Annotated in this window: 12 protein-coding genes; 3 read left to right on the forward strand and 9 right to left on the reverse strand. The window is 45.4% G+C overall.

Annotated features, from left to right (window positions below; translation table 11 throughout):
- Positions 1-8 precede the first annotated feature (8 nt).
- The 4 genes from IPL34_RS05790 to IPL34_RS05805 form a co-directional block, all read right to left on the reverse strand.
- A complete protein-coding gene (locus tag IPL34_RS05790; protein ID WP_296839047.1) occupies positions 9-752 on the reverse strand; it encodes a uroporphyrinogen-III synthase in 744 nt (247 codons plus the stop codon).
- Positions 749-1,684, reverse strand: a complete 936-nt coding sequence (hemC, locus tag IPL34_RS05795) for a hydroxymethylbilane synthase (RefSeq protein ID WP_296839049.1) — start codon at positions 1,682-1,684, stop codon at positions 749-751. The genes IPL34_RS05790 and hemC overlap by 4 nt, the downstream gene beginning before the upstream one ends.
- Positions 1,685-1,781: 97 nt before the next feature.
- Entirely contained in the window at positions 1,782-2,192 is a 411-nt protein-coding gene (locus tag IPL34_RS05800; RefSeq protein WP_296839051.1) for a VanZ family protein, read from the reverse strand.
- A gap of 157 nt (positions 2,193-2,349) precedes the next feature.
- Positions 2,350-3,300, reverse strand: a complete 951-nt coding sequence (locus IPL34_RS05805) for a hypothetical protein (protein WP_296839053.1) — start codon at positions 3,298-3,300, stop codon at positions 2,350-2,352.
- A 298-nt stretch (positions 3,301-3,598) separates the two neighbouring features.
- Between IPL34_RS05805 and IPL34_RS05810 the strand changes: the two genes are divergently transcribed.
- The 3 genes from IPL34_RS05810 to IPL34_RS05820 are packed head-to-tail and all read left to right on the forward strand — an operon-like array spanning position 3,599 to position 8,177.
- Positions 3,599-6,517 (forward strand): molybdopterin-dependent oxidoreductase, encoded by a 2,919-nt coding sequence (locus IPL34_RS05810; RefSeq protein ID WP_296839055.1) that lies wholly within the window; start codon positions 3,599-3,601, stop codon positions 6,515-6,517.
- A 14-nt stretch (positions 6,518-6,531) separates the two neighbouring features.
- Entirely contained in the window at positions 6,532-7,227 is a 696-nt protein-coding gene (locus IPL34_RS05815) for a 4Fe-4S dicluster domain-containing protein (protein WP_296839057.1), read from the forward strand.
- Between the two features lie 11 nt (positions 7,228-7,238).
- Complete coding sequence (locus IPL34_RS05820) at positions 7,239-8,177, forward strand: DmsC/YnfH family molybdoenzyme membrane anchor subunit (RefSeq protein ID WP_296839058.1); 939 nt, start codon at positions 7,239-7,241, stop codon at positions 8,175-8,177.
- Positions 8,178-8,281: 104 nt separating this feature from the next.
- Here IPL34_RS05820 and IPL34_RS05825 read toward each other — a convergent pair whose 3' ends face one another.
- From IPL34_RS05825 to IPL34_RS05845, 5 genes are all read right to left on the reverse strand, one after another.
- The gene (locus IPL34_RS05825) at positions 8,282-8,986 is read right to left on the reverse strand and encodes an ABC transporter ATP-binding protein (RefSeq protein ID WP_366931092.1); all 705 of its coding nucleotides are present in this window, start codon (positions 8,984-8,986) and stop codon (positions 8,282-8,284) included.
- An 11-nt stretch (positions 8,987-8,997) separates the two neighbouring features.
- On the reverse strand, positions 8,998-9,888 hold the full coding sequence (locus tag IPL34_RS05830; RefSeq protein WP_296839062.1) for an ATP-binding cassette domain-containing protein: 891 nt from the start codon (positions 9,886-9,888) through the stop codon (positions 8,998-9,000).
- On the reverse strand, positions 9,885-11,171 hold the full coding sequence (gene livM / locus IPL34_RS05835; RefSeq protein ID WP_296839063.1) for a high-affinity branched-chain amino acid ABC transporter permease LivM: 1,287 nt from the start codon (positions 11,169-11,171) through the stop codon (positions 9,885-9,887). The genes IPL34_RS05830 and livM overlap by 4 nt, the downstream gene beginning before the upstream one ends.
- Positions 11,171-12,088, reverse strand: a complete 918-nt coding sequence (locus IPL34_RS05840) for a branched-chain amino acid ABC transporter permease LivH (protein ID WP_296839065.1) — start codon at positions 12,086-12,088, stop codon at positions 11,171-11,173. Before IPL34_RS05840 ends, livM begins: the two co-directional genes overlap by 1 nt.
- Positions 12,089-12,175: 87 nt before the next feature.
- Positions 12,176-13,306, reverse strand: a complete 1,131-nt coding sequence (locus tag IPL34_RS05845) for a branched-chain amino acid ABC transporter substrate-binding protein (protein ID WP_296839067.1) — start codon at positions 13,304-13,306, stop codon at positions 12,176-12,178.
- Positions 13,307-13,372: the final 66 nt, after the last annotated feature.

The following is a 13,372-nucleotide window of genomic DNA, read 5'->3' on the forward strand; positions in this document are numbered from 1 at the left end:
TGGTTGTCCTAAACCTGTAAAGCATTCCACATAGCGGTATCGCTGGGATTTTGTGCGGTACGAATCTGTTTAAAACCTAATAGTTGCGCAGCTTGGGCAATACGTGTACTACCAACTAATAAATTAACGTGGGCCGGATTGATAGTGCCTTGCCAACAGCTAATTAAGTGTTCTAGTGCTTCTAGGCTGGTAATCATAATCCAATGAGCCGCTTCCCACTCAATAGGCGTGGTAGGAAGCGCTAAGGGAATACGTTGATAGACCTCGCATAAAGTCACTTCCATACCGCGTGCTATTAGGGTTTCTGCCAATAGAGTGCGCCCGCCTTTACCTTTAACCAGCAATACCTTTTGCGGGGCTAGGGCTTGAAACTCCGGCAGAGCAAGCAGCTCCTCACTGGTAAAATGCGTGCTAGGCATATAGTCAACTGCGAGGTCATAATGTGCCAGTGCTTGCGCGGTAGCTTTACCTATGACTCCAATGCGCATGTGATGTAAGGGCTGTAGGCTAGGCAGTTGTGCCATACAACACTCTACCGCGTTGGGACTGGTAAAGAGCGCCAGTTGATGAGTTGCTAGTGCGTCTATCCTACTAAGCAAAGAACAAGGTAGTGCTTCAATACTAATCAATGGGCAAGCGATAACCGTAGCTCCCGCTTGCTGTAGTTGACGAGTCAGTGCCTGAGCTTGATGAGTAGGGCGGGTAATCACAATCGTTTTACCCGCTAAACTAGACGCCAAGCTAATACTCATAGCGTCACATGAACCCCTAAAAGCGCTAGTACTTTATCACCCCCTTGGCGCAATAAGTCTTCAGCAATCGCAATACCGAGTGCTTCTGGCTGCTCACTACTGCCCGATTGTTGGTAGGTAAATGCTTGAGAACCATCGGGATAGCCAATAAGACCACGCATAGATAATGTTTCACCCTCTAACTCAGCAAAGCCTGCGACCGGAATTTGACAACCGCCATTTAAACGTTGATTCATAGCGCGTTCGGCTCGCACCCGTAAGGCAGTTTCAGGATGATTGAGGGGTGCTAATAATTGCTCAATCCGTGCATCCCCTTGCCGACATTCAATACCAATAGCTCCTTGCCCAATCGCAGGCAAGCTTTCTTCAGTGCTTAAATAGGCTGTAATACGCGCTTCAAAACCCAAGCGAAGCAAACCCGCAGCAGCTAGTATGATGGCATCATATTCACCATGATCCAATTTGCTCAGGCGTGTATTCACATTACCGCGTAAATCTTTGATCACGAGGTGGGGAAAGCGGGCGCGTAATTGCGTTTGGCGGCGCAGACTCGAAGTCCCGACCACAGCACCCTCAGGTAATTGAGCTAAGGTTTGGTAATGATTAGAGACAAACGCATCACGCGGATCTTCACGTTCCATAATGACAGGTAGATGAAGTCCCTCGGGAAATTCCATAGGCACATCTTTCATCGAGTGCACCGCAATATCAGCGCTGCCTTCTAACATGCCCATTTCTAGTTCTTTAACAAATAAACCTTTGCCACCAATTTTAGATAATGGGCTATCTAAAATTTTATCCCCACGAGTCACCATGCCCACCATTTCAATGTGTAGGTCAGGATGATGCTTTTTGAGTTGAGCGGCGACGTGCTCAGCTTGCCACAGCGCCAAAGGGCTGGTGCGGGTTGCAATGCGGATACTATTAACCATATGCCTGAAAGTCTGATAAATGAATGCTAACGACTTTACGGCAAAGCGCTCTAAAGTTCTAGCGGTGTGCAGTGGTTCGAGAGTGGTAGTGCACTTACTAAGTATTAGCTAATGGTTTAGGAGAGCGGGTGCTAATAAGTTTATAGACTGCATAATACAGCAGTATCCCCACCGCATCCGCTACTACATCGCCCCACGACATAGAGCGCCAAGTGGTCATACCTTGCAGTATTTCAATCAAGCCACCATAAGCCAGCAAGGGTAAAAATACATATAGCCAGAACGAGCGTGACCACGCTAAATGGAAGAGTGCGGCGAAAATGAAAAAAGCACTGGCATGCAGGATTTTGTCACCCATTTGAATCCCTTCCATAAAGGGCAAAGGGTCACGGCTTAAAGCAAAGAGTAATCCAAAGACTAATAAGCCAATGCAAAAGGCTCTAAAGCTATATAGGTAACGCGGAGTGGTTTGGAGATTAACTTTAATTTGTTTTAATAATTCATACATGAGTATTCGATTCCTGAGGTTGATGCGGCTAAACAGCCAGTCCTGCACGAAGTAGGAATCGGTTTTATAGCATGAGTTTGTGCATGATGGGTGCAGAAATGCCAGAAAAAAGCACACGAAGTACTTCAATGCATGAAGTACTTCGTAGTTGAGCGGCTTAACCCCAACGATAGGTTAAATTCAACATTGCGCCGCGCTCACGGTCACGTTTGCCGTGATAACGGGTTTCGTCGTGATAAACATTGGCGGATAGAGTGGTGTTACGCCCTACGGCAAATTCAGCACCTAATGAAGCATAAAGAGTTTTGGCTTGACCGGGGAAACCATCCTCTTTGCTGCGTCCTACCTTTAATGAACCATTGAGTTTAGCATTTTGGCTAATAGGCATATCAGCATCGAGGGTAACGGCATAACCACGCTCATTCTTTGGGGAACTATAACCTACATTAGAGCGATCATAACGCTTTTGAGTACCTTCAATCCCTACCCATACATTTGGTGTAATACCGTAGTAAGCGCCAACTAAATTTCTACGTCCACGATTACCATCGCTTAAACGAATATTTTGATGGCGAGCATTGACTCTTACGCGCTTCATCGGTTTGGTTTTGATTTCGACTGTGGTCATATCTTCAGTCAAAATATTACCTTTTTTATCATTTAGGCTATGACGAATATAAGCAGGGCTACGTTCTTGGCGTACACCTACTTGTACGCGGGGACCCATTTGAGCTTGTAATCCTACGTGGTAGGGCGTGAAGGTCTTTTTCGCATAGTGATCGCCTAAACGCTTAATCTCCATTGACCCTGCACCCGCACTTAATTGCACATTAGGTGTGATATTGGTAGAGCCTTGGAGATAAACACTGCGTCCAGTATGGCGATATTGCTGGTTTTTGAAGCGATGCTTTTCGACCCTCAAGCCATAATTGGTTCCGGTAGCACGATTCTGACGTTTGTATTGCATAGAAATGCTGTCATGCGTGCTATCGGGGGTAGAAATCCGTTCTACACCAGAGCTAAACATACTGTCATATTGACCCGCCATAGCATTAGTACTGGCTAATAACACTAGGCTAGCAGGAAGATAGGGTAGGTAATGTTTCATAAGATGTCCTTTCATTGTCTAAGTAAGCGTCCATCCGCTGGCAGAAAATGCAGCAAGACCTAGATGCCCTAATGCTTTTAACTATAGACTTGAAATGGAGTTTAAGCGCCGTTACCCATCATTAAAACCCTACCCTTCATCAGATAAATCAATAAGCTAATGAGATTTTAAGCAAATCTACGCTGCCCATTAGAGATACTTATAGTAGTAGATAAACTATCTTATTGTTTTCAGGCTTAATATGTCGCAGTATTGAACGGTTCAGTATATTACTGTATTAGCATATTCCGAGGTACACATGAACGCATTACCGGAGTTTGAAAAGCGCGGACAACAGGAAGTCAAAGCTACGACTTGCTATATGTGCGCCTGTCGCTGCGGCATTAAGGTAACGATTGAAAATAACAATGTCCGCTACATTCAAGGCAATCGAGATCATCCTATTAATAAGGGTGTTCTGTGTGCCAAGGGTAATGCGGGCATTATGAAGCAAAACTCTCCTGCTAAACTCAGCACGCCCCTATTACGTAAAGCGGGTACTGAGCGGGGCGCGGGTGAGTTTGAAGCCATTTCGATGGATAGAGCTTTAGATATTTTAGAAGCTCGTCTACGCAAGATTCGTGAAACCGATCCCTTAAAACTCGCCTACTTTACCGGACGCGACCAAATGCAAGCCCTGACTGGATTCTGGGCGAGTCAATTTGGCACTTTAAACTGGGCTGCTCACGGTGGCTTTTGCTCGGTGAATATGGCGGCGGGCGGTCTTTACACCATGGGACATGCCTTTTGGGAATTCGGTGATCCCGACTGGGATAAGACCAAATATTTCATGCTTTGGGGCGTGGCTGATGATCACTCCTCTAATCCGATTAAAATTGGTTTAGAAAAGCTCAAGCGCAATGGTGGTAAATTCGTAGCAGTGAATCCTGCGCGTACTGGTTATCAAGCGATTGCGGATGAATGGGTAGGGATTCGTCCGGGGACGGATGCCATGCTGGCATTGTCTATGTTGCATGTGCTGTTGAAAAATGACCAATTTGATTGGGAATTTTTAATTCGCTATACCAATGCAGCTTATCTGGTTGTCCATACTCCAGACCAAAAAGGTCATGGTTTAATTCTGCGCGATGAAGCAGGTAATCCATTAGTCTGGGATCAAGCTAAAAGTGCCGCAGTGGATGGTACTCAGCCCGATATTTCACCCGCCTTATTCTTTGAGGGTGAGGTGAATGGTAAACCTGTCAAATCTGTCATGATGTTGATTGCGGAGGAGTACTTAGACGAACAGTATTCTCCTGCTAAAGCCTCCGAGATTTGTGGTGTACCCGCAGAGCAAATTGAACGTCTAGCGCTAGAAATGGCGCATGTAGCGTTTAAAGAAAGCATTGAAGTCGATGTACCCGAAGGTTGGACTGATTGGGCAGGACGTAAGCATTATAAGTTTATCGGTCGTCCAGTTTCTATGCATGCTATGCGGGGGATTTCAGCCCACTCTAATGGTTTCCAAACCTGTCGTGCGATTCACTTCCTACAAATTATGCTGGGAACCGTGGATGTTCCGGGAGGACATTTAGCTAAGCCGCCTTATCCTAAACATATTCCACCGGCGATTAAACCCGCTAAAGATTGTGCACCGAATACGCCGTTAAAATCACCACCTTTAGGTTTCCCGACAGGGCCTGAAGATTTAGTACTGGATGCTAATGGTAAGCCTAAGCGTATTGACAAAGCCTACTCATGGGATGCACCCATGTCGAATCATGGCTTAATGCATATGGTGATAACCAATGCGGTGAAAGGTGACCCGTACTACATCGATACCTTAATGATGTTTATGGCGAATATGGCATGGAACTCGACCATGAATACCGCCGAAATTCAAAAGATGCTGGTCGAAAAACACGATAATGGCGAGTACAAGATTCCATTCATTGTGGTGTCGGATGCTTACCATTCCGAGATGGTCAATTTTGCTGATTTAATTATTCCCGATACGACCTATTTAGAGCGTTGGGATACGATTTCTATGCTGGATCGTCCGATTTCCGAGCCACATGCCGCGTGTGATGCGATTAGACAGCAAATCATTAAGCCCGAACGTGATGTGAAACCTTGGCAGGAGGTACAGATCGAACTGGGCTTACGTCTAGGCTTCCCCGCTCTTACCAAACCGGATGGCTCTCGCAAATATAAAGACTATAAAGACTTTATTATTAACTGGGAGCGTGAGCCGGGGATTGGTTTCTTGGCGGGTTGGCGTTTGGATGAAAATGGCAATGAAGTCCATCTGCGCGGTAAACCTAACCCTAAACAGTGGGAGCGTTATGCTGAAGAGGGTGCATTCTTTGAATACCATCTACCGCACAATACCCGCTACTACCGCCATGCGAATAAAGACTACTTAGAGCTAGCTAAAAGTGCGGCATGGGTCGGTTCGACTAAGCAAATTGTGATGGAGCTATATTCCGAACCTCAACAGCGCTTTAAGCTAGCGGGTCAAGGTTTATACGATGGCCCTATGCCTACTGAGGAACATCACAAAGAGCGTTTAAGCAAGTATTTTAATCCGTTGCCGTTCTATTACAAACCTTTAGAGCAATGCCGTATCGATGAGGATGAATACCCCTTCTATGCGGTCAATCAGCGCCCCATGTTCATGTACCACTCATGGGATTCACAAAATGCGTGGTTACGCCAGATTTGCGCACAAAACTACCTGTATATGAACCGTCAACGCGGTGAGAGTATGGGCTTGGCGGATTTATCATGGGTTTGGGTGGAGTCCCATAATGGCAAAATTCGCGTGCAATTAAAGCTGATTGAGGGTTGCCAAGAAGATACCGTGTGGACATGGAATGCGATTGCTAAGCAAGAAGGGGCTTGGGGCTTAAAAGAGGGGGCGAATGAAGCGAAAAAAGGCTTCCTAATGAACCACCTGATTTCCGAGCTACTGCCTAAGCAAAATGATGTGCTGGATAATGTGACCAACTCTGACCCGATTACCGGACAAGCGGCTTGGTATGATCTCAAAGTCAAAATTTATCCTGCCGATGAGGAAGGTGCTTGGCCTGTATTCCCGATGATTAAGCCATTACCTAATGCTAAAGAGTCACCGGATATTATGCGTTATCAAACTCATACGGCAGTGAATTTAGTGCGTCCGATGGATGATGTGTTAAATCGTGGCAGTGTCCACGATGCTAACCGTGGCGCGTAAGGAGCTTTTAAACCATGAAACTAGGTTTAGTGATTGATTTAGACGTTTGTGTGGGCTGTCACGGTTGTGCAGTGTCGTGCAAACAATGGAATACCTCCGGTATGACGGGAGCGCTCACCGACTATAACCCCTACGGTCAAGACCCTAGCGGGGTGTGGTTTAATCGGATTCGTAGCTACGAAGTCGGCGACTATCCCAACAATAAAACCATTAACTTCCCGATGTCATGCATGCATTGTGAACAAGCGGATTGTGTGGATGTATGCCCCACAGGTGCAAGCTACAAGCGTGTAGAAGATGGCATTGTATTAGTCGACCAAGATAAGTGTATGGGTTGTAACTATTGCTCATGGGCTTGTCCTTACGGTGCGCGTGAATTAGATCGCTCCACAGGTACGATGAAAAAATGTACCTTGTGCCTAGATCGAATCTATGACGAACGCTTAGAAGAGGTAGATCGCCAACCGTCTTGCGTGATCACTTGCCCCGCCCATGCGCGGCATTTTGGTGATTTTGATGATCCTGATTCTAATGTCAGTAAGTTAGTGCGTGAGCGTGGTGGCTATCAACTGATGCCAGAGTTGGGGTATAGCCCAACGAATCGCTATTTACCGCCACGGGTAACGCGCCTGATACCGACTGAAGATGTGAGTAAAAAATCACTGATCAGCTCGGTAAAAGAGTGGGTCAATAAAATGGTTGAGCGTTAAGAGGTTACATTATGCATCCAGCGTTTTCTGTTATTGGATTTACCGTAGCCTCTGGAGCAGGATATGGTTTATTTATCCTATTAGTATTGGCTGAGGTTTATGGCTTTGCTGATATTGATGTACCCGTTGCCTTAAGTTCGGGCTTACTTGCATTAGTATTAATTTCAGGTGGTTTACTGTCCTCTACTTTGCATTTAGCTAATCCTAAAAATGCATGGCGAGCTTTTTTCCGTTTTAGAACCTCATGGTTATCGCGTGAAGGGGTTTTTGCGGTCTTATTCTATCCGGCTGCTTTATTGTATTTAATTGGTGTCTATGTAAACGATGCTCAACCTAATGGGCTAGTGTCCTTTGTGGGTTTAAGTGCGGTAGTGATTGCTTTAGCCACCGTATTTAGTACCGGAATGATTTATGGCTGTTTGAAAACGATTCGCCAATGGAATACGGCTTTGACACCAACCAATTACATTTTATTAGCACTGGCTACAGGTAGCGTATTATTGGTGATGATTTTAGCTTTTGCAGATAAAGACATTAATGCGATGGCGGGGATTGCGATTGCATTATTAGCTCTGGGTGCGATTGCTAAAGCCATTTACTATTTTTGGGTGAGAACGGTAACAGGCCCTACTATTAATACTGCAACCGGTTTTACTCGTGCCAAGGTACGCTTATTGGATACAGGGCATACGGCAGGTACGTTTTTAACCCAAGAGTTTGGCTATCAAGCCCCGATGAGTTTGCTTACTCAATTGCGGGTGGTGGTATTTGCCTTAGGGTTTGCAGTGCCCGCTGCTTTACTGGCTTTTATGATTTTAGGTTTGCCTAGTGGCTTAGTCGCTTTGGTAGGTGTGGTAGCTATGTTTGCAGGTATCGCTGCGGAACGTTGGTTATTCTTCGCCGAAGCCCGCCATGTGATTAATTTGTATCATGGTGCACAGCATACCTAGGCAGGATAGGTGTAACGTGTTTAACATGAGCTAATGTTTCACGTTGAACATGATGCCTGATTTGTAAAGCCGATAGAGTTTAGCGCTCTATCGGCTTTTATTATTTAATGCCCGCCCAAATACGCAGCACGTACTTCAGGATTAACCAATAGCTCCTCACCCGTACCGGATAAACGAATTTCACCATTCACCAATACATAACCCCGATCTGCTAGACGCAGCGCATGATTCGCGTTTTGCTCCACGAGGAAAATCGTAGTCCCTTGAGCCGCTATATCGCGCAGTGAATTTAAAATTTGCTTAACAATCAAAGGCGCTAAACCCAGACTAGGTTCATCCAAAAGCAGCAATTTAGGGCGACTCATTAAAGCACGACCAATCGCTAACATTTGCTGCTCACCACCGGATAAAGTCCCTGCACGTTGATTGCGCCGTTCCTTTAAACGTGGAAACATAGCAAACATTTTTTCTCGATCAGTCTCCATATGCTCATCGCCAATTGGTAAAGTGCCCATAATCAGATTTTCCTCTACCGTCATAGCAGGGAAAATGCGCCGCCCTTCGGGTACTTGAGCAATACCTAGGCGTCCCACTTCGTGCATGGCGATATGGGTAATATCCTGACCTTGGTACTTAATATAGCCTTTGGAAGCACGCGGCGAGCCGAAAATGGTCATGAGTAGAGTGGATTTCCCCGCACCGTTGGCCCCAATTAGGGTCACAATTTCACCTTGGGAAACCGTCATACTCACATTGCGTAGGGCCTGAATCGGACCATAAGAAGCATCAATTTGATGAATTTCTAACATGTAGTCACTCATTATGCTTCTCCTTCTTCAGTACCTAAATAGGCAGCGAGTACTTTAGGATTGACCTCGATCTCTTTGGGTGTACCGGAGGCAATTACTTGACCGTAATCCAATACTACAATGTGCTCCGAAATACCCATGACTAAGCCCATATCGTGCTCAATCAGCAATACGGTGACATTATGTTTATCGCGTAGGTGGCGAATTAAAGTACTCAGTTCAACCGTTTCACGCGGATTCAAACCCGCAGCGGGTTCGTCTAAACAGACTAATTTGGGTTCGGTACACATCGCCCGCGCAATTTCTAAACGGCGCTGATTACCATAAGGCAAATCACCAGCTAAGCGATTAGCATCTTCGGTCAGATTGACGACTTCCAGCCAATAATACGCATTATCCAAGGCGCGTTTTTCAGAGGCACGGTAGTGTTTAGTATTCAACATACCGCGAATGAGATTACGATCTAAATGATTGTGTTGAGCGACCAATAGATTTTCAATCACCGTCATTTCACGAAATAAGCGAATATTTTGGAAAGTACGTGCCACCCCTGCCTGATTCACGCGATGCGAGCCACCAAAGGATTTGTAGTATAGGCGCTCAAAAAAAGCAGGTGGATTGACATAATCACTCCACTTAAACTTTTCACCTAACACTTTACGCAGATTAGTAGTGTGACCCTGATCATTAAGAATAACTTGCCCTTCAGTCGCTTTATAAAAGCCTGTTACACAGTTAAAGACCGTAGTTTTACCCGCCCCATTGGGACCAATCAAAGCGGTAATGGAGCCTTTTTGTACTTCAAAATTGACATTATTAAGCGCCAGAATCCCACCAAAGCGCATAGTTAGACCTTGCACGCTTAAGAGTGGGGCTGTTGAAGCATTTGCTAAATCACTCATGCTTGCCCCTCCTTAGTGAAATAGGGGCGGCGGATAGATAAGAAGCCACGCGGTTTCCACAGCATCATAAACACCATAAGCACACCGAAAATCAACACGCGATAATCAGCAAAGTCGCGTAATAACTCTGGAAGAATCGTAAGGACTAGCGCAGCAACCACAACACCCACCACTGAACCCATACCCCCTAGTACGACAATAGCGAGAATCAAGGCAGATTCAAAGAAAGTGAAAGAAGTAGGGTTCACAAATCCGCCTTGTTGAGCGGCAAAAAATACCCCACCAATGCCTCCGGTCATCGCACCCATCATAAAGGCACTCAATTTAATGGTGACATGATTGAGTCCTAACGAGCGACAGGCAATTTCGTCTTCACGCAAAGCCTCCCAAGCACGTCCCATAGGCATAGTACGTAGGCGGGTAAAGAAGAAAATCATCAGGCAAGCCACTAAAAAGACCACCAGATATAAGAAGATAAACTTAGCACTAGGGTTATAAGTCAGACCAAAAAACTCATGAAACGGCATATGACCTTCGGTTTTTACGACACGGGTAAATTCCAGTCCAAATAAGGTCGGTTCAGACGCCTTTGCACCATTGGGACCTCCGGTAAACGACATCCAGTTATTGAGGACTAAGCGGATAATTTCCCCAAATCCTAAGGTAACGATAGCTAAATAATCCCCATGCATACGCAATACCGGAAAGCCTAGTATGCCCCCTAATAAAGCAGCAAAAGCAGCCGCGAGTGGAATGGCTGTCCAAAAACCTAAGCCCCAATATTGAGAGCCTAAGGCAAAGGTATAAGCGCCCACTGCATAAAACGCCACAAAGCCCAAATCTAATAAGCCCGCTAAACCCACTACTATATTAAGACCCAGACCGAGTAATACATAGATCATGGCAAGAATAGCCACAGTGAGATAATACTTACTGAGGTAAAACGGTAAGACCAAACCCGCGATAAATAAGACAATGAGGATTAACCATAAATACTTTTGGTCACCCGGCTTACCTACATAGACGCTCCGTTTGCCTTTGCTTAGAGCAAATTTATTCAGTATTTGTTGTCCCCACGGACTAAGCGCTACAAGGTGGTAAGCAAAACGCCCAATAAAGACTATACCTGCCAAAATCAGCGGAGTTTGAAAATGGGTATTAAAGCCATAGCCATCCAGAATAATGCCGGAGATAGGGCTAAAAATGAGTAGGGCAATCATGCCTACTAAAAGCGAATCCTTAAAAGCGGCTAGAATGGGGGGATCATTAGGATTGCTAAACATTACACTTTCTCCACTAATGGTTTACCTAATAAGCCACTAGGGCGGAAAATCAGCACTAATACCAATAATGAAAAGGCGAACACATCCTTATAGTCAGTATTGATAAAGCCAGAAAAGAGTGACTCCGACATGCCTAATATAATGCCGCCTAACATCGCCCCTGGTAGTGAACCAATGCCACCCAATACCGCAGCAGTAAAGGCTTTCACACCCGTAATAAAGCCGACTGAAAAATCAAATGAGCCATAGTTGAGAGTAACTAAGACACCTGCAATCGCTGCCATCGCCGCACCCAAAATAAATACGGTTGAGATAATACGGTCGGTATTAATCCCTAAAATGGCTGCCATTTTGGGGTCTTGCTGTACCGCACGGCATTGACGACCTAAAGAAGTTTTTTGAATGATGTAAGTGAGCAGCGCCATACTAGCAAATGAAACTATAACTAATAGCGCTTGAATGTAGGTAATTTGGAAGAAATCAGTTTCTGTCCCAAAACGAAATACACCGGGGAGAATCGTCGGAACGGCTTGGGTTTTTGCGCCTTGGCTGACTTGTACATAATTCTGCAATACTAGCGACACACCGATAGCTGAAATCAGCGGAGCTAGTCGTGGAGAATTACGTAAAGGTTTATAAGCAATGCGTTCAATGCTCCACCCGTATAGCGAGACAATGAACATAGTGACAACGAGCGTAATGATAATAAGAAAAGCAGCCGAACTAATGCCAAAGAAGGATAAAATAGCAATACAAATGGCTGTGATATAGGCTGAAACCATATAAACATCGCCATGAGCGAAGTTAATCATGCCTATAATTCCGTATACCATTGTGTAGCCGACTGCAATCAGACCGTAAATAGAGCCAAGAGCCAACCCATTTACTAATTGTTGACCTAAGATATGAAATTCCATGGTAACCGCCTAGCTGTGGTTATTAGGGGGGAGGGAGTCTGCCACCAGTAGGCAGGGCAGACTCATAAGGCTTAAGTAAGCGTGGGCTTACTCTTCCATTTTGTATTTACCTTCTTTATCCCAGACATACATGGTGTAGTCAGAGACTTTAATATCGCCTTTTTCATCCCACTCTTTTTTGCCTAGTACGGTGTTTACACCATTGGCTTTTAACCAATCGGCTAATTTATCGCCTTCGGTAGAACCTGCATTTTTGAGCGCTTCAGCAACAGATTGCATAGTGGCATACGCATATAAGGTATAACCTTCAGGCTTATAACCTGCGGCTTGGATTTTTTCCGCTACTTCCTTGCTTTCTGGAATGGTGAGTGGATCACGACCAAAAGTATGGCGTACACCTTCTACGAATTGTGGGCCACCGGCTGCGGTTACTAATTGCTCGGATACGATACCATCACCTGAAATGAAGGTTGCTTTCGAGCCTTGTTCACGTAATTGACGGATTAAAGCGCCTGCTTCAGTGTGTAGACCACCGAAGTAAACCACATCCGCTTCGGCCGCTTTGATTTTGGTGACTAGCGCATTGAAGTCTTTCTCGCCGCGTGTTAACCCCTCATAAAGTACTTCGGTCACACCTTTGGAGTTCAGACGTGCTTTAGTTGCATCGGCTAAGCCCTGACCATAGGTATCTTTATCATGGATAATAGCTACCTTAGTGGCTTTTAACTTATCGACGATATAGTCGCCCGCTACAGTCCCTTGCTGATCATCACGACCACACATACGCATAATATTTTTTAGACCGCGATCTGTGACTTTAGGATTAGTGGAAGCGGGAGTCATCGCTAAAATATTAGCTTCAGCGTAAATTTCACTAGCAGGAATAGTAGAGGAAGAACAGAAGTGACCTAGTACGGCAGTAACTTTGTCATTGTCGACTAGACGGTTAGCCACCGCGACCGCTTGTTTAGGTTCGCAAGCATCGTCTGCTTTCACTAATTCAATCATGGCCCCATTAATGCCGCCTGCATCATTAATATCTTTAGCAGCAGCCTCTGCCCCTTTCCAAAATTGCTCACCGAAGGCGGCGTTAGCGCCCGTGTGCGGGCCTGCCACGCCAATCTTAACCGCATCTGCCGCAAAAGCAGCAGCACCTGAGAGTAGTCCAGCAACTAATACTGCAAGTGGCGCGATTTTTTTTAATTTACCTACGATCATGAGACATTCTCCTAGAGTTATTAATTTAAATGACACACGGCAGGCTGACTGCCATGCGTAATATAA

Source organism: Thiofilum sp., assembly GCF_016711335.1.
Taxonomy (GTDB): Bacteria; Pseudomonadota; Gammaproteobacteria; order Thiotrichales; family Thiotrichaceae; genus Thiofilum.